Annotated in this window: 23 protein-coding genes; 3 read left to right on the top strand and 20 right to left on the bottom strand. The window is 59.4% G+C overall.

Annotated features, from left to right (window positions below):
- Positions 1–28 precede the first annotated feature (28 nt).
- A complete protein-coding gene (locus HU770_RS21840; RefSeq protein WP_033703480.1) occupies positions 29–1,054 on the bottom strand; it encodes a TauD/TfdA family dioxygenase in 1,026 nt (341 codons plus the stop codon).
- 442 nt (positions 1,055–1,496) lie between these two features.
- Between HU770_RS21840 and HU770_RS21845 the strand changes: the two genes are divergently transcribed.
- Both HU770_RS21845 and HU770_RS21850 read left to right on the top strand, forming a co-directional pair.
- Positions 1,497–2,885: a PLP-dependent aminotransferase family protein gene (locus HU770_RS21845; protein ID WP_186661168.1), complete on the top strand. Its 1,389-nt coding sequence runs from the start codon at positions 1,497–1,499 to the stop codon at positions 2,883–2,885.
- Positions 2,886–3,013: 128 nt separating this feature from the next.
- Complete coding sequence (locus tag HU770_RS21850; RefSeq protein ID WP_186665518.1) at positions 3,014–3,508, top strand: heme-binding protein; 495 nt, start codon at positions 3,014–3,016, stop codon at positions 3,506–3,508.
- Positions 3,509–3,617: 109 nt separating this feature from the next.
- On the opposite strand, the gene HU770_RS21855 is transcribed toward HU770_RS21850, so the two are convergent.
- Together HU770_RS21855 and HU770_RS21860 are read right to left on the bottom strand one after the other, a co-directional pair.
- Positions 3,618–4,169, bottom strand: a complete 552-nt coding sequence (locus HU770_RS21855; RefSeq protein ID WP_033703483.1) for a single-stranded DNA-binding protein — start codon at positions 4,167–4,169, stop codon at positions 3,618–3,620.
- A 9-nt stretch (positions 4,170–4,178) separates the two neighbouring features.
- Positions 4,179–5,573, bottom strand: a complete 1,395-nt coding sequence (locus HU770_RS21860; RefSeq protein WP_095065585.1) for an MFS transporter — start codon at positions 5,571–5,573, stop codon at positions 4,179–4,181.
- Between the two features lie 129 nt (positions 5,574–5,702).
- On the opposite strand from HU770_RS21860, the gene uvrA reads away from it, so the two are divergent.
- Positions 5,703–8,537, top strand: a complete 2,835-nt coding sequence (gene uvrA, locus HU770_RS21865) for an excinuclease ABC subunit UvrA (protein ID WP_186661303.1) — start codon at positions 5,703–5,705, stop codon at positions 8,535–8,537.
- A 68-nt stretch (positions 8,538–8,605) separates the two neighbouring features.
- On the opposite strand, the gene bfr is transcribed toward uvrA, so the two are convergent.
- From bfr to rplE, 17 genes are all read right to left on the bottom strand, one after another.
- On the bottom strand, positions 8,606–9,070 hold the full coding sequence (bfr, locus tag HU770_RS21870) for a bacterioferritin (protein WP_008089766.1): 465 nt from the start codon (positions 9,068–9,070) through the stop codon (positions 8,606–8,608).
- 162 nt (positions 9,071–9,232) lie between these two features.
- Positions 9,233–10,672, bottom strand: a complete 1,440-nt coding sequence (locus tag HU770_RS21875) for a catalase (protein WP_186661306.1) — start codon at positions 10,670–10,672, stop codon at positions 9,233–9,235.
- A 172-nt stretch (positions 10,673–10,844) separates the two neighbouring features.
- Entirely contained in the window at positions 10,845–11,231 is a 387-nt protein-coding gene (rplQ, locus tag HU770_RS21880; protein WP_003255451.1) for a 50S ribosomal protein L17, read from the bottom strand.
- A gap of 42 nt (positions 11,232–11,273) precedes the next feature.
- Complete coding sequence (gene rpoA, locus HU770_RS21885) at positions 11,274–12,275, bottom strand: DNA-directed RNA polymerase subunit alpha (protein ID WP_003255452.1); 1,002 nt, start codon at positions 12,273–12,275, stop codon at positions 11,274–11,276.
- Between the two features lie 22 nt (positions 12,276–12,297).
- Positions 12,298–12,918, bottom strand: a complete 621-nt coding sequence (gene rpsD, locus HU770_RS21890) for a 30S ribosomal protein S4 (RefSeq protein ID WP_009681977.1) — start codon at positions 12,916–12,918, stop codon at positions 12,298–12,300.
- A 15-nt stretch (positions 12,919–12,933) separates the two neighbouring features.
- Positions 12,934–13,323 carry a 30S ribosomal protein S11 gene (gene rpsK, locus HU770_RS21895; protein ID WP_003255454.1) on the bottom strand — a complete coding sequence of 130 codons (390 nt, stop codon included), beginning with the start codon at positions 13,321–13,323 and terminating at the stop codon, positions 12,934–12,936.
- An 18-nt stretch (positions 13,324–13,341) separates the two neighbouring features.
- Positions 13,342–13,698, bottom strand: coding sequence for a 30S ribosomal protein S13 (rpsM, locus tag HU770_RS21900; protein WP_003255457.1), 357 nt, complete (start codon positions 13,696–13,698; stop codon positions 13,342–13,344).
- A 131-nt stretch (positions 13,699–13,829) separates the two neighbouring features.
- Positions 13,830–13,946: a 50S ribosomal protein L36 gene (gene rpmJ, locus HU770_RS21905; RefSeq protein ID WP_002555468.1), complete on the bottom strand. Its 117-nt coding sequence runs from the start codon at positions 13,944–13,946 to the stop codon at positions 13,830–13,832.
- Positions 13,947–13,974: 28 nt separating this feature from the next.
- Positions 13,975–15,306, bottom strand: coding sequence for a preprotein translocase subunit SecY (secY, locus tag HU770_RS21910; RefSeq protein ID WP_003255459.1), 1,332 nt, complete (start codon positions 15,304–15,306; stop codon positions 13,975–13,977).
- On the bottom strand, positions 15,307–15,741 hold the full coding sequence (gene rplO / locus HU770_RS21915; protein WP_003255461.1) for a 50S ribosomal protein L15: 435 nt from the start codon (positions 15,739–15,741) through the stop codon (positions 15,307–15,309).
- 3 nt (positions 15,742–15,744) lie between these two features.
- On the bottom strand, positions 15,745–15,921 hold the full coding sequence (gene rpmD, locus HU770_RS21920; protein ID WP_008089798.1) for a 50S ribosomal protein L30: 177 nt from the start codon (positions 15,919–15,921) through the stop codon (positions 15,745–15,747).
- 2 nt (positions 15,922–15,923) lie between these two features.
- Complete coding sequence (gene rpsE, locus HU770_RS21925) at positions 15,924–16,424, bottom strand: 30S ribosomal protein S5 (RefSeq protein WP_003255465.1); 501 nt, start codon at positions 16,422–16,424, stop codon at positions 15,924–15,926.
- A gap of 3 nt (positions 16,425–16,427) precedes the next feature.
- Entirely contained in the window at positions 16,428–16,778 is a 351-nt protein-coding gene (rplR, locus tag HU770_RS21930) for a 50S ribosomal protein L18 (protein ID WP_008089801.1), read from the bottom strand.
- Between the two features lie 10 nt (positions 16,779–16,788).
- Positions 16,789–17,322 carry a 50S ribosomal protein L6 gene (gene rplF / locus HU770_RS21935; RefSeq protein WP_003255469.1) on the bottom strand — a complete coding sequence of 178 codons (534 nt, stop codon included), beginning with the start codon at positions 17,320–17,322 and terminating at the stop codon, positions 16,789–16,791.
- Between the two features lie 12 nt (positions 17,323–17,334).
- Positions 17,335–17,727 (bottom strand): 30S ribosomal protein S8, encoded by a 393-nt coding sequence (gene rpsH / locus HU770_RS21940; RefSeq protein ID WP_027594873.1) that lies wholly within the window; start codon positions 17,725–17,727, stop codon positions 17,335–17,337.
- A 209-nt stretch (positions 17,728–17,936) separates the two neighbouring features.
- A complete protein-coding gene (rpsN, locus tag HU770_RS21945; protein WP_012316516.1) occupies positions 17,937–18,242 on the bottom strand; it encodes a 30S ribosomal protein S14 in 306 nt (101 codons plus the stop codon).
- 13 nt (positions 18,243–18,255) lie between these two features.
- Positions 18,256–18,795 (bottom strand): 50S ribosomal protein L5, encoded by a 540-nt coding sequence (gene rplE / locus HU770_RS21950; RefSeq protein ID WP_003255474.1) that lies wholly within the window; start codon positions 18,793–18,795, stop codon positions 18,256–18,258.
- Positions 18,796–18,812: the final 17 nt, after the last annotated feature.

Here is an 18,812-nt window from a genome sequence, read left to right on the forward strand (position 1 = left end):
ATTACGTCCATCGAGTGGTTGAGTGAGATCAGGAGCGCACTTCGTAGAGGTGATCGGCGCGGGTGAAATGCACACGGTTCAGGTCGTTGACCGCGAACAGGCGCATCAGCCAGCGGTCGGCACCGTCGTTTTGCGGCTCGAAGCCATCACGGGCATGCAATACGCGCTGGTTCTTGAACACCATGAAGTCACCCGGCAACAGCAGGTGCGGCTCATCGAAGCGGCGGGTTTCCAGCACGCCGCGCAGGCTGGCCAAGGCTTGCTCGGCGCGCAGGTTCAGCCCGTGGGTGTTTTCACTGTCGAAACGGCACAACCACTCGCCCGCGTTGCCACGTGCCAGCACGGGCAGCTCGGCGGTGCAGCGCCGATTGGCGGTGAACGAGTCGGGGCGGCGAATTTCGAACTGTGGCTGGCAAAGCTCGCGCACGCTGGCCGCGGGCAGCGCCGCCACTACGGCATCGAGGTTGACCAACGTTGTGCTGATACGTGGGTCACAGCGCATGCCGAAGAACGACAGGTACTCCGGGCAGCACGAAGCGCTGCCCAGTGGCTCGGACGACAACGGCAAGTCGGGGTTGTCCACATGATAGGAAAAGCGCAGCCGCGAGCCGTGGGAGCTCTTGTGGCTGGACGAGGTACGCGCCGGGATGACATGGCGGAACAGGCGCCCGTCGTTCTCCCCTTCATAAACGATCGGGTTGATCCCCATCAGGCTCTGCATGGTCAGGCTTACCAGGCAGGCTATCGGCGTGCTGCGCGGGCTGAGTACCCCGGAGTACGGCGTAGGGGGGACGTCGCGGTCGCGTGGGCAGTTGCGCACGATCATGCAGGTCAGCTGCGGGTCTTCGACGAAGCCACGAATCTGTTGGCAGAGTGCTTTGCCCAGCACCTCCTGTGCCTGGTCCTTGAGCTGCGGATAGAGCTCTTTGCTGGTTTCAAAATCGAGGGGGGTATTGTTCAGTACGGTTTGCCAGGCACTTGAAGTCACCCAAGGCAGGCGAATCTCCAGTGAAGTCTGAGGCTCGGCTGCTTGTTGCAGGTGTGCGCTTTCCATTTCGAGTGATAGTCCATTGAGCTAGCTTGTGGCCATTCGGTGTCGTGCTAAGCCGGGCAGAGGCGGCAGACATTGTCTTTTTTTTGAAGCCGTTCACAGCTGTGCGATGGGGTGGCGGAGGCAGAAAGGGCACCCGTCAATTGCATCGACTCAATCATTGTAATTACAAAAATAGAATCGACTCAATTTATTTCATCATCAAGAAAGAACATCGATTGAATCGATTCAATCAACTTATTGATTTCAAAAGATTTCTTGATAATCGAGCGCAGACGCTGGCGCCTGATGACGAGTACAGCCGCAAACCGACTTACCCGCCCTTCCACTTTTGCTTCTCCGAACCACCTCAATCGGTGCAATTTACCCACAAGAAAACACAATTACTCCTATCAGACCTTTCGTGCTAGGCTTTCGCGTTCTTGCAGCTTCTGGTGCCATTTCCATGTGGGTTCCTCACTACAGCGACCTGGCACAGCCGGTCTATCTGATGATCGCCGACGCCCTTGAACAGGACATCGGCAGCGGCCGGCTGACCGCTGGCGAACGCTTGCCAACACTCAAGGACCTGGCCGAATCACTGAACGTGACGCCTGGCACCATCGGCCGAGCCTATGACGAAGCGGCCAAACGTGGCCTGGTGGTTGGCGAGGTAGGGCGCGGCACCTTCGTGCTGCAGCAACGCCAGGCGCAGGCCCCGGCAGCACGCCCCGTACCGGCGCCAGCCGAACGCGAGAGCGGGCAGATCGACCTTTCGATCATCAAGCCCAATGACGCGCACATGACCGACTGGCTGCGCGGGGCAATAAACGAACTGGCCGCGTCACCCGACCTGGCCCAGGTGCTCGATTACGTCACCGAGGGTGGCCATGCGACGCACAAGCAGGCCGGTGCGGCCTGGATCCAGCGCTGGATGCCTGAAGCCAACTGGCAGCAGGTAGTGCTGACCTCGGGTGCCCAGCATGGCCTGCTGGTGGCCATCAGCAGCCTGTCCAAAGGCGACGACGTCATACTGTGCGAGTCGTTCTGCTACCCAGGCATCATTTCGCTGGCCCATAGCATGGGGCGCCGCCTGCGCGGTGTGGCCATGGATGAACATGGCCTGATTCCCGAGGCCTTGCGCGCAGCGTGCGTAGAACACCGCCCTTCCCTGCTGGTGTGCGTCACCACCCACCAGAACCCGACCAACTCGATCATGCCCCACGCGCGCCGCGAAGCCATCGCCGCCATTGCCCGCGAGTTCGACCTGTTCATCGTCGATGACGATATTTACGGCTTCCTGGAGCCAGCACCTGGCTACAAGCCCTTGGCCGCCTATGCACCCGAACGCTCGGTATACCTGACCAGCTTGTCCAAGAGCGTGCTGCCAGCGCTGCGTATCGGCTACCTGTATGCCCCGCCGCAAACCCTGTCGCGGCTGTCGTCGATGGTGCGCAGCAGCGTGTGGATGCCATCGCCGTTGATGGCACAACTGGCCAGCAACCTGATCAACAGCGGCATGGCCGAGCAACTGGTGCAGGTGCAGCAGGACGAAGCGGCCACGCGCCAGCAGATGGCCCGTGAAATCCTTGGCAAGTACAAGATCCGCAGCCAGCCCTACAGTTTTCATATCTGGCTGGAACTGCCCGAGCCCTGGACCAGCGACGAATTTGCCAACCTGGCGCGCAACAATGGCGTCACCGTGGTCAGCGGCAGCCAGTTCCTGCCTGAACGCAGCGCTGCCACCTGTGGCGTGCGTATCGCCCTGATGACGCCGAGCCGTGCGGAACTGGGCTTTGCCCTGACCAAGCTGGTCAGCCTGCTGGATTCGCCGGAGCCGCGGCTTTTCTACTAGGCGAATGACCCTGGACGGCTCGCTGCCGTCCTTTTGAGACAGGCCGACATCAGTTTCAGAAACGGACTACATCAACAAACGCCAGTCGCCTGCTAGGTTGCCCGAAAAATCCTAAGGGTAATGCTTGCATGAAAACCTATTACGGCCGTGCCAGTCTCCTCATGTGCTCGCTGTTGCTGGCGGCACCCTCGCTGGCTGATCCCTTGACAACCGCCCCGCCTCCCTGCGCCTCGATCACTGCCGAAGCCGCCCGGGCAATGGCCTCAGCCGCCGAACGCGCTGCCCAGGCCGAGGGCTTTGCCATCGTCATCAGCATTGTCGACAACCAGGGCAACCTCAAGCACTTCCATCGCATGGACGGCACCAGCAGCGGCAGCATCCAGGTCTCGAAGCTAAAGGCCGCGACTTCCGCCCGTTTCCCGCTTGCCTCCAGAACACTTGCAGAGCGCAGTGCTGGCCTGCCGGCGAACCCCTACGCGTCACTGCCTGGCTTCACGCTACTGGGCGGTGGCCTGCCAATCATGGATGCGAATGGCCAGCATCTCGGCGGCATCGGTATCAGCGGGGCTACGCCGGAGTTGGATGTGCAGTTTGCCCAGGCGGCGCTGGATGGCGATGCCTGACGCTCGGGGGCTTACCTTTCATTTGCGCCCGTGAAGTTTCCTCGCACATAAAAAAACCCAGGGCAAATGCCCTGGGCTTTCGATGTAGCGTGACGCCTAACCGCGCTGATCAGAACGGAATATCGTCATCAAAGCTGTCAAAGTCAGCCGCCGGCTGCGGCGCTGGCTGCTGCGGCGCTGGGCGCTGAGGAGCCTGTTGCGGGCGCTGGGCCTGCTGACGTGGTGGCGCCTGGTTGTATTGTTGCTGCTGGCCACCCTGGTTGTAGTTGTTGCCACCACCCTGGTTGTACTGGTCGCCGCCACCTTGCTGGTTCTGCGGACGGCCGCCCAGCAGCTGCATGGTGCCCTGCATGTCGACGATGATTTCGGTGGTGTAACGCTTGATGCCGTCTTTTTCCCACTCGCGGGTCTGCAGCTTGCCTTCGATGTACACCTGCGAACCCTTGCGCAGGTATTCGCCGGCAATTTCGGCAACCTTGCCGAACATCGACACACGGTGCCACTCGGTACGCTCGACCTTCTGGCCCGACTGCTTGTCGGTCCACTGCTCGCTGGTAGCCAGGCTCAGGTTGGTCACGGCGTTACCGTTGGGCAGGTAGCGGACTTCGGGATCCTGGCCACAGGTGCCGACCAGAATGACTTTGTTAACCCCACGGGCCATAACGTTCTCCTAGGCTTCGCACGCCGAAGAGGCTGGGTTCACCAGACGCTCGAGGGTCGTACGGTCCAAAATTTTCGTATCCAGTTTGATATAGATGGCGGCTTCTTCTGCCACCACAACGGCGTCGGTTACACCCGGCACGGCCATCAGGCGTTCGGTCAACCCGGCTTCCCGGACTGCCTCGGGCGTCAACGGCATGCGCAGGCTGGTCACATACGGCGGCTCGTTCATGCGCAAGGCAACGACCAGCCACACGGCACACAGCGCCGCACAACCCAGAAACACCATGTTCAGCCCACCGTGCTGGAACAACCAGCCACCGAGGATTCCGCCTAGGGCGGCGCCCAGGAACTGGCTGGTGGAATACACCCCCATCGCCGTTCCCTTGCCACCCGCAGGCGACACCTTGCTCACCAGCGAAGGCAGCGAGGCTTCCAGCAGGTTGAATGCAGTAAAGAATACCACGGTGCCAATCACCAGTCCGCGCAAGTTGTCAGCCCACTGCCAGAAGAACACCTCCACCAGCAGCAACACACTGACCGCTCCGGCCAGCACGCGTTTCATCTTGCGCTTCTTCTCGCCGTAGATGATGAACGGCACCATTGCAAAAAATGAGATGAACAGCGCGGTCAGGTACACCCACCAGTGTTCTTCCTTCGGCAGGCCGCCCCGTTCGACGAAGGCCAAAGGCAGGGCGACGAAGCTGGCCATGAGAATGGCATGCAGGATGAAGATACCGACGTCCAGGCGCAGAAGGTCCGCATGGCGCAGGGTCGGGCCGAGTGCCTGGCGCGCGACACCCGACTCGCGGTGCTGCAGGGTGCTGTGGGAATTGGGTACGACGAAGGCAATCAGCAGGATACCGACCAAGGCAAGCCCCGCCGTGGCGAGGAACAATCCTGACAAGCCGAAGGCACTGGTCAACAGTGGCCCGACGACCATGGCGACGGCGAATGACAGGCCGATGCTCATGCCGATCATGGCCATGGCCTTGGTGCGGTGTTGCTCGCGGGTAAGGTCGGACAGCAGCGCCATGACCGCCGCAGAAATCGCCCCCGCGCCCTGCAGAATGCGCCCGGCGATCACGCCCCAGATAGAGTCGGCCTGGGCCGCCAAAATGCTGCCCAAGGCGAAGATCACCAGCCCCAGGTAGATCACCGGACGCCGCCCGATGCGGTCGGACACCATGCCGAACGGGATCTGCAGTACCGCCTGGGTCAGGCCATAGGCGCCAATGGCCAGGCCGATCAGCGCGGGCGTGGCGCCAGCCAGGTCCATGCCGTAGGTGGCCAGCACCGGCAAGACCATGAACATGCCCAGCATACGAAAGGCAAAGACCAGGGCCAGGCCGCTTGCGGCGCGGGTTTCGCTGCCACTCATGCGCTCGTTGTGGGTGTCGTGCATGGATTAACCTCGTGTGAACCGGCGGCGATTCTATCAGTCCGACAGCTAGACGGCATATACGCGACGCTTTGCCGCGTAATGGCAGCGCGCCGTATACTTCCTTGTTTATGCCCGCCGAGCGAGGCCGCAGTGGACAAGATCCTGATTCGTGGGGCACGTACCCACAACCTGAAGAACATCGACCTGACCCTGCCGCGGGACAAGCTGATCGTGATCACCGGCCTGTCCGGATCCGGCAAGTCCTCACTGGCGTTCGACACGCTGTACGCCGAAGGCCAGCGCCGCTATGTCGAATCCCTGTCGGCCTATGCCCGGCAGTTCCTGTCGATGATGGAAAAGCCCGACGTCGACACCATTGAAGGGCTCTCCCCGGCCATCTCCATCGAGCAGAAGTCGACGTCGCACAACCCGCGCTCTACCGTGGGCACGATCACCGAGATCTACGACTACCTGCGCCTGCTTTATGCCCGCGTCGGCACCCCGCGCTGCCCGGACCACGACATCCCGCTGGAAGCGCAGACCATCAGCCAGATGGTCGACCTGGTACTGGAGCGCCCTGAAGGCAGCAAGCTGATGCTGCTGGCCCCGGTAATCCGCGAGCGCAAGGGCGAGCACCTGGCGGTGTTCGACGAGCTGCGCGCCCAAGGCTTCGTCCGCGCACGGGTCAACGGCAAGCTCTACGAGCTCGATGAACTGCCCAAGCTGGACAAGCAGAAGAAGCACAGCATCGATGTGGTGGTAGACCGCTTCAAGGTCCGCGCCGACCTGCAGCAGCGCCTGGCCGAGTCGTTCGAGACTGCGCTCAAGCTGGCCGACGGCATCGCCCTGGTGGCGCCGATGGACGATGAGGAAGGCGAAGAGATGATCTTCTCCGCCCGCTTCGCCTGCCCGGTCTGCGGCCATGCGATCAGCGAGCTGGAACCCAAGCTGTTCTCGTTCAACAACCCGGCCGGTGCCTGCCCGACCTGTGACGGCCTGGGGGTCAAGCAGTTCTTCGACACCAAGCGCCTGGTCAATGCCGAGCTGACCTTGGCCGAGGGCGCGATACGTGGCTGGGACCGGCGCAACGTCTATTACTTCCAAATGCTCGGCTCGCTGTCCGCGCATTACGGGTTCAGCCTGGAGGCGCCGTTCGGCGAGCTGTCGGCCGAGCACCAGAAGGTGATCCTGCAAGGCAGCGGCAAGCAGAGCGTGGACTTCAAGTACCTCAACGACCGGGGCGACATCGTCAAACGCTCGCACCCGTTCGAGGGCATCGTGCCGAACCTGGAGCGGCGCTACCGCGAGACCGAATCGGCCACCGTGCGTGAAGAGCTGGCCAAGCTGCTCGGCACCCAGCCCTGCCCCGACTGCCGCGGTACTCGCCTGCGGCGCGAGGCCCGCCACGTGTGGGTTGGCGAGAAAACCCTGCCGGCAGTTACCAACCTGCCCATCGGTGAAGCCAGCAACTACTTCGGCGAGCTGACCCTGACGGGGCGCCGAGGCGAAATTGCTTCGAAGATCCTCAAGGAAATCTGCGAGCGCCTGCAATTTCTGGTCAACGTCGGCCTGGACTACCTGACACTGGACCGCAGCGCCGACACCCTGTCGGGCGGTGAAGCCCAGCGCATCCGCCTTGCCAGCCAGATCGGCGCGGGCCTGGTCGGGGTGATGTACATCCTCGACGAACCGTCCATCGGTCTTCATCAACGCGACAACGACCGCCTGCTGGCCACCCTCAACCACCTGCGCGACCTTGGCAACACGGTGATCGTGGTAGAGCACGACGAGGACGCTATCCGCCTGGCTGACTACGTGGTGGACATCGGTCCGGGGGCCGGGGTGCATGGCGGCCAGATCGTCGCCGAGGGCACGCCTGAAGAGGTCATGGCGCACCCTGACTCGCTGACTGGCAAATACCTGTCCGGGCGCAAGAAGATCGCCGTGCCAGCCAAACGCACACCGCGCGACAAGAAGCTCTCGCTGAAACTCAAAGGTGCCCGCGGCAACAACCTGCAGAACGTCGACCTGGAAATCCCGATCGGCCTGCTGACCTGCGTGACAGGGGTATCGGGTTCGGGCAAGTCGACGCTGATCAACAACACCTTGTACCCGCTCGCCGCGACCGCGCTGAACGGTGCCAGCAGCCTGGAAGCCGCGCCGCACAGCAGCATGGACGGCATGCAGCACCTGGACAAGGTAGTCGATATCGACCAGAGCCCGATTGGCCGCACACCGCGCTCCAACCCGGCAACCTACACCGGTATCTTCACGCCTATCCGTGAACTGTTCTCGGGCGTGCCCGAGTCGCGCTCGCGCGGCTATGGCCCCGGTCGCTTCTCGTTCAACGTCAAGGGGGGGCGTTGCGAGGCGTGCCAGGGTGACGGCCTGATCAAGGTCGAGATGCACTTCCTGCCAGACATCTACGTGCCGTGCGATGTGTGCAAGAGCAAGCGCTATAACCGCGAAACCCTGGAGATCAAGTACAAGGGCAAGAACATCCACGAGGTGCTGGAAATGACCATCGAGGATGCCCGCGAGTTCTTCGATGCGGTGCCGGCGCTGGCGCGCAAGCTGCAAACGCTGATGGACGTGGGCCTGTCATACATCAAGCTGGGGCAGTCGGCGACGACCTTGTCCGGCGGTGAGGCGCAGCGGGTTAAGCTGTCGCGCGAGCTGTCCAAGCGCGACACCGGCAAGACCCTGTACATCCTCGACGAGCCGACCACCGGCCTGCACTTCGCCGATATCCAGCAGTTGCTCGATGTGCTGCACCGCCTGCGCGACCACGGCAACACCGTGGTGGTGATCGAGCACAACCTGGACGTGATCAAGACGGCCGACTGGCTGGTGGACCTGGGGCCGGAGGGTGGCTCCAAGGGTGGGCAGATCATTGCCAGCGGTACGCCGGAAGAGCTGGCCAAGATGAAGCAGTCCTACACCGGGCATTACCTCAAGCCGCTGTTGGAGCGTGACCGGGCCTGATCCGCCTGTGCATAAAAAAGCCCCTGGTACCGTAGGTGCCAGGGGCTTTTTCGTGGGCTGTGGATAACTTACATCTGCGACTGCAGGTAGTTCTCCAGGCCGATCACCTTGATCAGGCCCTGCTGCTTCTCCAGCCAGTAGGTGTGATCTTCTTCGGTGTCAGCCAGCTGGGCGCGCAGGATGTCGCGGCTGATGTAGTCCTTGTGCAGCTCGCACAGCTCAATGCCTTTGCACAGCGCGGCACGCACCTTGTATTCGAGCTTGAGGTCAGCCTCGATCATTTCCGGCACGGTGCTGCCCACTTCGAGGTCATCGGCACGCATGTCGGGGGTGCCTTCGAGCATGAGGATGCGGCGCATCAGCGCATCGGCGTGCTGCGTCTCTTCTTCCATCTCGTGGTTGATACGCTCGTAGAGCTTGGACAGGCCCCAGTCTTCATACATACGCGAGTGAATGAAGTACTGGTCGCGTGCTGCCAGTTCGCCCTTCAGCAACGTGACGAGGTAGTTGATTACGTCCGGGTGACCTTGCATCGCCCTGCATCTCCATGTGAAAACATCAATGGACATAGTGTGAACCAGGTTTTGCTCGCGGTCACGGATAAACGCGCAATAACAGGCAAAAAATCGGCTAAACAGTAGTGATATTCATTGAAAAACCGCCCAAATGAGGGCGGTTCTTCTTATCACTTCGAGTTAAGCGAGGTTCACGCCCAACGCCTTGGCAATGCCTTCGCCGTAGGCGGCGTCAGCCTTGTAGAAGTACTGGAGCTGGCGCTGGATCACATCCTCGCTCACCCCTGCCATGGCACCGGCGATGTTACTGATCAGCAAGGCCTTCTGCTGTTCGTTCATCAGGCGGAACAACGCACCGGCGTGGCTGTAGTAGTCGTTGTCCTCGCGGTGATCGTAGCGATCAGCCGAACCATTGAGGGCCAGTGCAGGCTCGGCATGGCGTGGCGACTGCTTGGGTGCATCGGCGTAACTGTTGGGCTCGTAGTTCGGCGCGCTGCCGTAACTGCCGGTGGCCATCGAACCGTCACGCTGGTAGCTGTTGACTGGGCAGCGCGGTGCATTGACCGGCAGATGCTGATGGTTGGTACCCACTCGGTAGCGGTGCGCATCAGCGTAGGCAAACACGCGGCCTTGCAGCATGCGGTCTGGCGACAGCCCTACACCAGGGACCATGTTGCTAGGGCCAAAAGCGGCCTGCTCGACTTCGGCGAAGTAGTTGAGCGGGTTGCGGTTGAGCTCCAGCACACCCACTTCGATCAATGGGTAGTCCTTTTGCGACCAGGTCTTGGTCACGTCGAACGGGTTCTCGTCGCGGCTGGCCGCCTCGGCTTCACTCATCACCTGAATGCACACGGTCCAGCGCGGGTAGTCGCCACGCTCGATGGCCTCGAACAGGTCGCGCTGGGCGTAGTCCGGGTCTGTGCCGGCCAGGCGTGCAGCGTCGGCTGGGGCGAGGTTCTTGATGCCTTGCTGGGTCTTGAAGTGCCATTTGACCCAGGTGCGCTCGCCTGCAGCGCTGATCAGGCTGTAGGTGTGGCTGCCGAAGCCGTGCATGTGACGATAGCCGTCCGGAATGCCGCGGTCGGAGAACAGGATGGTGACCTGGTGCAGTGCCTCGGGTGAGTGCGACCAGAAGTCCCACATCATCTGGGCGTTCTTCAGGTTGGATTGCGGGTGGCGCTTCTGGGTGTGGATAAAGTCCGGGAACTTGAGCGGGTCACGGATGAAGAACACCGGGGTGTTATTGCCAACGATGTCCCAGTTGCCTTCCTCGGTATAGAACTTCAGCGCAAAACCTCGCGGGTCACGCTCGGTGTCGGCCGAACCCCGTTCGCCACCGACGGTGGAGAAACGCAGGAAGGTTTCAGTCTGTTTGCCGACCTGCTCGAACAGCTTGGCGCTGGTGAGCTCGGTGATATCGCGGGTGACGGTAAACGTGCCATAGGCGCCCGAACCCTTGGCGTGAACACGACGCTCGGGGATGTTTTCGCGGTTGAAGTGGGCAAGCTTCTCGATCAGGTGGAAATCGTCGAGCAGCAGCGGGCCGCGGGGGCCGGCAGAGCGGGAATTCTGGTTGTCAGCTACAGGTGCACCGCTGGCGGTGGTGAGAATCTTGCTCATGGGCTCTCCTTATCGGTCTTGAAGTGCCGGCTAATCGGCTTGGATAGGAGTATTGACGAGCGGTTGTTTCAGGACAAATTCATTACATGACTTGTATCAATAGAAATTAACAATACGTGCAGAAACAAAAAACCGGGCACTAGGCCCGGTTTTTTGTAGCAGACAGAACGTCTTACTCGGCAGCTTCTACAGCACCACCGACTGGACGATCAACCAGCTCGACGTACGCCATAGGCGCGTTGTCGCCAGCGCGGAAACCGCACTTCAGGATGCGCAGGTAGCCGCCCTGACGGGTGGCGTAACGCTTGCCCAGATCGTTGAACAGTTTGCCAACAGCGGACTTCGAACGGGTACGGTCGAAGGCCAGACGACGGTTAGCAACGCTGTCTTCCTTGGCCAGGGTGATCAGCGGCTCGGCAACGCGGCGCAGTTCCTTGGCTTTCGGCAGGGTGGTTTTGATCAGCTCGTGCTCGATCAGCGACACTGCCATGTTCTGGAACATAGCTTTGCGGTGAGAGCTGGTACGGCTCAGGTGACGTCCACTTTTACGATGACGCATGATTCATTCCTTACCAAACACTACGTTCGGTGATTACGACGATCAGGCGGTCGCCTTGTCGTCTTTCTTAAGACTTGCAGGCGGCCAGTTGTCGAGGCGCATGCCGAGAGACAGACCACGAGAGGCCAGGACGTCCTTGATTTCAGTCAGGGACTTCTTGCCCAGGTTAGGAGTCTTCAACAGCTCTACTTCGGTACGCTGAATCAGGTCGCCGATGTAGTAGATGTTCTCCGCCTTGAGGCAGTTGGCCGAACGTACAGTCAGTTCCAGGTCGTCAACCGGACGCAGCAGGATCGGATCGATCTCGTCTTCCTGCTCGACAACAACCGGCTCACTGTCACCTTTGAGGTCGACGAACGCGGCCAGCTGCTGTTGCAGGATGGTCGCAGCGCGGCGGATAGCCTCTTCAGGATCCAGGGTGCCGTTGGTTTCCAGATCAATGACCAGCTTGTCCAAGTTGGTACGCTGTTCAACACGGGCGTTTTCGACCACATAGGCGATACGACGCACCGGGCTGAACGAAGCGTCCAACTGCAGACGGCCAATGCTACGGCTTTCGTCTTCGTCGGTCTGACGGGAGTCGGCCGGCTCGTAACCACGACCACGAGCTACGGTGAGCTTCATGTTCAGGGCGCCATTCGACGCCAGGTTCGCGATTACGTGATCGGGGTTGACGATCTCGACATCGTGATCCAGCTGAATATCGGCAGCGGTAACCACCCCCGAACCCTTTTTCGACAAGGTCAGCGTAACTTCGTCACGACCGTGCAGTTTGATAGCCAGGCCTTTCAGGTTCAACAGGATTTCAATGACGTCTTCCTGAACACCTTCGATCGCGGAGTACTCATGGAGTACGCCATCGATCTCGGCCTCGACTACTGCACAGCCAGGCATGGAGGACAACAGGATGCGGCGCAGCGCGTTGCCCAGGGTATGGCCGAAGCCACGCTCGAGAGGCTCGAGCGTGATCTTGGCGCGGGTCGGACTGACTACCTGCACATCAATGTGGCGGGGAGTCAGGAACTCATTTACCGAAATCTGCATGGATGCACCTATTTTCTAGCCCTTACTTGGAGTAGAGCTCGACAATCAGGTTCTCGTTGATGTCGGCGGACAGGTCGCTGCGAGCAGGAACGTTCTTGAAAACGCCCGACTTTTTAGCAGCATCCACATCAACCCACTCAACGCGGCCACGCTGGGCGCACAGTTCAAGGGCTTGAACAATGCGCAGCTGGCTCAGCGACTTCTCGCGAACCGCGACCACGTCACCCGGACGAACTTGGTAGGATGGAATGTTTACAGTCTTACCGTTGACGCTGATCGCTTTGTGCGAAACCAGCTGACGGGACTCGGAACGAGTCGAGCCGAAGCCCATACGGTAAACGACGTTATCCAGACGGCACTCGAGCAGTTGCAGCAGGTTCTCACCGGTTGCGCCTTTTTTCGAGGCAGCAGCTTGGTAGTAACCGCGGAACTGACGCTCCAGAACACCGTAGATACGACGGACTTTTTGTTTCTCGCGCAGCTGGGTACCGTAGTCGGACTGACGGCCACGGCGCTGGCCGTGGATACCTGGGGCTGCTTCGATGTTGCACTTCGATTCCAGAGCGCGAACGCCGCTCTTCAGGAACAGATCGGTGCCTTCACGACGAGACAGTTTGCATTTTGGACCAATGTAACGTGCCATTCTTCTGTCTCCTGATTACACGCGACGCTTCTTCGGCGGACGGCACCCGTTATGCGGGATTGGCGTCACGTCGGTGATGCTGGCGATCTTGTAGCCGCAGCTGTTCAATGCACGAACGGCGGACTCACGACCTGGACCTGGACCCTTGACGTTAACGTCGAGGTTCTTCAGACCGTATTCCAGCGCAGCTTGACCAGCACGCTCAGCAGCAATCTGAGCTGCGAACGGGGTGGATTTGCGCGAACCACGGAAACCCGAACCACCGGAGGTCGCCCAGGACAAAGCATTGCCCTGACGGTCGGTGATGGTCACGATGGTGTTGTTAAAAGAAGCGTGGATGTGGGCGATGCCATCAACCACTGTCTTTTTGACTTTCTTACGAGGACGAGCAGCAGGTTTTGCCATGTCTATATTCCTGGGCGGTTACTTGCGGATCGGCTTACGCGGGCCCTTACGGGTGCGTGCGTTGGTCTTGGTGCGCTGACCGCGAACCGGCAGACCTTTACGATGACGCAGGCCGCGGTAGCAACCCAGGTCCATCAAGCGCTTGATCTTCATGTTGATGTCACGACGCAGGTCACCTTCGGTGGTGAACTTCGCGACTTCGCCACGCAGGGTTTCGATTTGCTCGTCGCTCAGATCCTTGATCTTAGCGGCTGGGTTTACACCAGCGTCTGCACAGATCTTCTGCGCAGTTGTGCGACCGACACCATAGATGTAGGTCAGCGAGATAACAGTATGCTTGTTATCTGGAATGTTGACGCCTGCAATACGGGCCATTCAGTGGGACTCCAATTGACAGCTACCTACGCCCCGGAAGCCAAGAAATAGGGCGCGAGATAATATCGCTGTAGAAACGAATAATCAACCCAGCAGCACACTAGCTGCTGGGTTTGAAGCGACGATCACAATCAGCCTTGGCGCTGTTTGTGACGCGGTTCCGCGCTGCAGATCACTCGTACGACGCCTTCGCGACGGATGATCTTGCAGTTACGGCACAGCTTTTTCACCGATGCACGAACTTTCATTACCGACTCCTCGAACCTTAGGGGCGTATCAGCGCAGCAAACCGCTGCCACCGTAGCCTTTCAGGTTGGCTTTCTTCATCAGGGATTCGTACTGGTGCGAAACGAGGTGCGATTGTACTTGGGACATGAAGTCCATCACAACCACTACCACAATCAGCAACGAGGTCCCGCCAAGGTAGAACGGCACATTTGCTGCCACCACCAGGAACTGGGGCAGAAGGCAGACGGCCATCATGTATAGAGCACCGAACATGGTCAAACGGGTCAGAACGCCATCAATGTAGCGCGCCGACTGCTCACCAGGACGGATACCCGGAATAAAGGCACCGGACTTCTTCAGGTTTTCCGCTACGTCTTTCGGATTGAACATCAACGCTGTGTAGAAGAAGCAGAAGAAAATGATCCCTGCACTAAACAGCAAAATGTTCAACGGCTGACCAGGAGCGATCGACTGCGAGATGTCCTGCAGCCAGCCCATACCTTCGGACTGACCGAACCAGGCACCCAGCGAAGCCGGGAACAGCAAAATGCTGCTGGCGAAAATGGCCGGGATAACCCCTGCCATGTTCACCTTCAACGGCAAGTGGCTGGTCTGCGCAGCGAAGACCTTGCGGCCCTGCTGACGCTTGGCGTAGTGAACGGCGATACGACGCTGACCACGCTCAATGAACACCACGAAACCGATAATCGCTACTGCCAGCAAACCGATAGCGACCAGGGCGAAAATGTTGATATCGCCTGTGCGCGCAGACTCGAAAGACTGCCCGATTGCTCTCGGAAGACCGGCAACGATACCCGCGAAGATCAACATCGAGATACCGTTGCCCACACCGCGCTCAGTGATCTGCTCGCCCAGCCACATCATGAACATCGCGCCTGCCACAAACGTGGAAACCGCGACGACATGGAAGCCTAGACCGGCAGAAAACGCCACGCCCTGGTTGGCCAGGCCAATGGACATGCCAATGGCTTGGACCAGCGCCAGAATAACGGTGCCGTAGCGGGTGTACTGGCTGATCTTGCGACGGCCAGCTTCACCTTCCTTCTTCAACTGCTCCAGTTGCGGGCTGACCGCCGTCATCAGCTGCATGATGATCGATGCCGAAATGTACGGCATGATCCCCAGTGCAAAGATGCTCATGCGCTCAAGCGCACCACCGGAAAACATGTTGAACAAGCTAAGAATGGTCCCCTCATTCTGCCGAAACAGATCCGCCAAACGGTCCGGATTGATGCCTGGAACCGGGATATGCGCACCTATCCGATAGACGATGATCGCCATGAACAGAAAGCGCAGACGAGCCCAGAGTTCCGACATCCCGCCCTTACCGAGCGAAGAGAGAGCACCTTGCTTAGCCATTTATTCCTCGAATTTGCCGCCAGCTGCTTCGATAGCCGCACGCGCACCCTTGGTGGCTGCGATGCCCTTGATGGTGACTGCGCGAGTAACTTCGCCAGACAGCATGATTTTCACACGCTGAATGTGCTGGTTGATCACGTTGGCATCCTTCAGGGATTGCACGGAGATCACGTCGCCTTCCACTTTGGCCAGCTCGGACAGACGCACTTCTGCGCGGTCCATGGCTTTCAGCGAAACGAAGCCGAATTTCGGCAGACGACGGTGCAGCGGCTGTTGACCGCCTTCGAAGCCCGGAGCGATCGAACCACCCGAACGGGAGGTCTGACCTTTGTGGCCACGGCCGCCGGTCTTACCCAGACCGCTACCGATACCACGACCCGGACGATGTTTTTCGCGACGGGAACCCGGCGCTGGACTCAGATCATTGAGTTTCATCGATTAACCCTCGACGCGCAGCATGTAGTAAGCCTTGTTGATCATCCCGCGATTCTCGGGAGTATCCTGGACTTCTACAGTGTGACCGATGCGACGCAGACCCAGACCCTTAACGCACAGTTTGTGGTTAGGAATACGGCCCGAGACGCTCTTGATCAGCGTTACTTTAACGGTTGCCATGATCAGAAGATCTCCTCGACGCTCTTGCCGCGCTTGGCAGCAATGGATTCAGGAGATTGCATGGCTTTCAGACCCTTGAAAGTGGCGTAAACCACGTTCACTGGGTTGGTCGAACCGTAGCACTTGGCCAGAACGTTCTGAACACCAGCAACTTCCAGGACAGCACGCATTGCGCCGCCGGCGATGATACCGGTACCTTCCGAAGCAGGCTGCATGTAAACCTTCGAGGCGCCGTGGGCAGCCTTGGTGGCGTACTGCAGGGTAGTGCCCTTCAGGTCAACCTGGATCATATTGCGACGAGCAGCTTCCATGGCTTTCTGGATCGCGGCTGGTACTTCGCGCGACTTGCCACGGCCGAAGCCAACACGACCTTTACCATCACCTACCACGGTCAACGCGGTGAAGGTGAAGATACGGCCGCCTTTTACGGTCTTGGCAACGCGGTTAACTTGAACCAGCTTCTCGATGTAGCCTTCGTCGCGCTTTTGATCGTTATTTGCCATAACTTAGAACTCCAGCCCGCCTTCACGAGCAGCATCAGCCAGCGCTTTGACGCGGCCATGGTACTTGAAGCCGGAACGGTCAAAGGCAACTTGAGATACACCGGCGGCTTTCGCACGCTCAGCTACCAGCTTGCCAACCTTAGTGGCCGCGTCGATGTTGCCAGTGGCGCCATCACGCAGGTCTTTGTCCAAGGTCGAGGCGCTTGCCAGAACCTTGCTGCCGTCGGCCGAAATGACCTGGGCATAGATGTGCTGCGAGGAGCGGAACACGCACAGGCGCACGACTTCGAGTTCGTGCATCTTGAGACGTGCTTTGCGAGCGCGACGCAGTCGAGTAACTTTTTTGTCGGTCATTTGCTAGGCCCTACTTCTTCTTGGCTTCTTTACGACGGACTACTTCGTCCGCGTAACGCACACCTTTACCTTTGTAAGGCTCTGGCGGACGGAAGTCGCGGATTTCAGCGGCCACCTGACCTACCAGCTGCTTGTCGATACCCTTGATCAGGATGTCGGTCTGGCTAGGTGTTTCAGCGGTGATACCGGCTGGCAGTTCGTAGTCCACTGGGTGCGAGAAGCCCAGGGCCAGGTTCAGGACGGTGCCCTTGGCCTGAGCCTTGTAACCAACACCGACCAGCTGGAGCTTACGCTCGAAGCCTTGGCTTACGCCTTGGACCATGTTGTTGACCAGAGCGCGGGTAGTACCGGCCATGGCGCGAGCTTGCTGGTCACCATTGCGAGCGACGAAACGCAGCTCACCAGACTCTTCGGTAACTTCAACAGACGAGTGAACGTTCAGTTCGAGAGTGCCTTTGGCACCCTTCACCGAAAGCTGCTGGCCGGCGAATTTGACTTCGACACCAGATGGCAGCTTAACGGGGTTCTTAGCGACGCGAGACATGTCTATCCCCCCTTAGAACACTGTGCAGAGAACTTCGCCGCCGACGCCGGCAGCGCGCGCAGCGCGATCAGTCATCACACCTTTGTTGGTGGAGACAATAGACACGCCCAGACCGCCACGTACTTTCGGCAGATCGGTGACGGCCTTGTACTGGCGCAGGCCTGGACGGCTGGAGCGCTTCAGTTCCTCGATGACCGGACGGCCTTCGAAGTACTTCAGTTCGATCGACAGGGAGGGCTTGGCTTCGCCACTGACTTGGTAGCCAGCGATGTAACCTTCATCCTTCAGAACTTTGGCAACCGCAACCTTCAGCGTAGAGGAAGGCATGCTCACGACGGACTTTTCAGCCATCTGGGCATTACGGATGCGAGTTAGCATGTCCGCTAACGGGTCCTGCATACTCATGGGCTAGATGCTCCTGATACAAGAATTATTAGCCTTGCGGCTATCACAACCACCCGAGCGGGTTGGGTAAAAAACCCAGGCTCAGGTGAGCCGGTCATTCTAGACACAAGGCAGAAACGAAACAAGCCCCATATAGGGGCTTGTTTGTTGGCGAGGTCACCGGCGGTCGGAAGATTGCTCCCCTTCCGCCGGGATCACACCTGCAGCGATTACCAGGAGGCCTTGACCAGACCTGGTACGTCACCACGCATTGCCGCTTGACGCAGCATGTTACGGCCCAGGCCGAACTTACGGTATACACCGTGAGGACGACCGGTCAGGCGGCAACGGTTGCGCAGACGCGCAGCGCTGGCATCACGTGGCTGCTTCTGCAGAGCGACAACGGCAGCGAAACGCTCTTCAGGAGAGGCGTTCAGGTTGACGATGGTCGCTTTCAGCTCAGCACGCTTTTTGGCGAACTTGGCTACCGTGAGCTGACGCTTCAGCTCGCGGTTTTTCATGCTCTTCTTGGCCATTTTCCTACTCCAATCAGTTGCGGAACGGGAATTTGAAAGCACGCAGCAGAGCGCGGCCTTCGTCATCCGAACGAGCAGTGGTGGTCAGGGTGATGTCCAAACCGCGCAGAGCATCGATCTTGTCGTAATCGATTTCCGGGAAGATGATCTGCTCTTTCACGCCCATGCTGTAGTTGCCACGGCCATCGAAGGACTTGGCATTCAGGCCGCGGAAGTCGCGAACCCGAGGCAGGGAGATCGCCAGCAGGCGGTCCAGGAATTCGTACATCTTGTCGCTACGCAGGGTCACCTTGACGCCGATCGGCCATCCTTCACGGACTTTGAAGCCCGCGATGGATTTACGAGCGAAAGTCACGACCGGCTTTTGACCGGTGATCTTTTCCAGGTCGGCAACAGCGTGCTCGATGACTTTTTTGTCGCCGATCGCTTCGCCCAGACCCATGTTCAGGGTGATTTTGGTAACGCGCGGAACTTCCATCACGTTCGACAGCTTAAGTTCTTCCTTAAGCTTGGGAGCGATTTCGTTCCGGTAAATCTCTTTCAGTCGTGCCATGGTCTTCTACCTAGCAG

The sequence above is a fragment of the Pseudomonas sp. SWRI68 genome, from assembly GCF_014269165.1.
In the GTDB taxonomy this organism is placed as follows: domain Bacteria; phylum Pseudomonadota; class Gammaproteobacteria; order Pseudomonadales; family Pseudomonadaceae; genus Aquipseudomonas; species Aquipseudomonas capeferrum.

Bases quoted from the DNA above. Each gene is read 5' to 3' on its own strand.
- rpsD (WP_009681977.1), bottom strand. From the start codon at position 12,918: ATGGCACGTTACATTGGTCCAAAATGCAAACTGTCTCGTCGTGAAGGC.
- HU770_RS21860 (WP_095065585.1), bottom strand. From the start codon at position 5,573: ATGCACGACACCCACAACGAGCGCATGAGTGGCAGCGAAACCCGCGCC.
- secY (WP_003255459.1), bottom strand. From the start codon at position 15,306: ATGGCTAAGCAAGGTGCTCTCTCTTCGCTCGGTAAGGGCGGGATGTCG.
- rpsK (WP_003255454.1), bottom strand. From the start codon at position 13,323: ATGGCAAAACCTGCTGCTCGTCCTCGTAAGAAAGTCAAAAAGACAGTG.
- rpsN (WP_012316516.1), bottom strand. From the start codon at position 18,242: ATGGCCAAGAAGAGCATGAAAAACCGCGAGCTGAAGCGTCAGCTCACG.
- rpmD (WP_008089798.1), bottom strand. From the start codon at position 15,921: ATGGCAACCGTTAAAGTAACGCTGATCAAGAGCGTCTCGGGCCGTATT.
- rplQ (WP_003255451.1), bottom strand. From the start codon at position 11,231: ATGCGTCATCGTAAAAGTGGACGTCACCTGAGCCGTACCAGCTCTCAC.
- HU770_RS21855 (WP_033703483.1), bottom strand. From the start codon at position 4,169: ATGGCCCGTGGGGTTAACAAAGTCATTCTGGTCGGCACCTGTGGCCAG.
- rpmJ (WP_002555468.1), bottom strand. From the start codon at position 13,946: ATGAAAGTTCGTGCATCGGTGAAAAAGCTGTGCCGTAACTGCAAGATC.
- HU770_RS21840 (WP_033703480.1), bottom strand. From the start codon at position 1,054: ATGGAAAGCGCACACCTGCAACAAGCAGCCGAGCCTCAGACTTCACTG.
- rplF (WP_003255469.1), bottom strand. From the start codon at position 17,322: ATGTCTCGCGTCGCTAAGAACCCCGTTAAGCTGCCATCTGGTGTCGAA.
- bfr (WP_008089766.1), bottom strand. From the start codon at position 9,070: ATGCAAGGTCACCCGGACGTAATCAACTACCTCGTCACGTTGCTGAAG.
- rpoA (WP_003255452.1), bottom strand. From the start codon at position 12,275: ATGCAGATTTCGGTAAATGAGTTCCTGACTCCCCGCCACATTGATGTG.
- rpsE (WP_003255465.1), bottom strand. From the start codon at position 16,424: ATGGCAAATAACGATCAAAAGCGCGACGAAGGCTACATCGAGAAGCTG.
- rpsH (WP_027594873.1), bottom strand. From the start codon at position 17,727: ATGAGTATGCAGGACCCGTTAGCGGACATGCTAACTCGCATCCGTAAT.
- rplR (WP_008089801.1), bottom strand. From the start codon at position 16,778: ATGACCGACAAAAAAGTTACTCGACTGCGTCGCGCTCGCAAAGCACGT.
- rpsM (WP_003255457.1), bottom strand. From the start codon at position 13,698: ATGGCCCGTATTGCAGGCGTCAACATTCCAGATAACAAGCATACTGTT.
- HU770_RS21845 (WP_186661168.1), top strand. From the start codon at position 1,497: ATGTGGGTTCCTCACTACAGCGACCTGGCACAGCCGGTCTATCTGATG.
- rplE (WP_003255474.1), bottom strand. From the start codon at position 18,795: ATGGCACGACTGAAAGAGATTTACCGGAACGAAATCGCTCCCAAGCTT.
- HU770_RS21875 (WP_186661306.1), bottom strand. From the start codon at position 10,672: ATGAGCAAGATTCTCACCACCGCCAGCGGTGCACCTGTAGCTGACAAC.
- HU770_RS21850 (WP_186665518.1), top strand. From the start codon at position 3,014: ATGAAAACCTATTACGGCCGTGCCAGTCTCCTCATGTGCTCGCTGTTG.
- rplO (WP_003255461.1), bottom strand. From the start codon at position 15,741: ATGAAACTCAATGATCTGAGTCCAGCGCCGGGTTCCCGTCGCGAAAAA.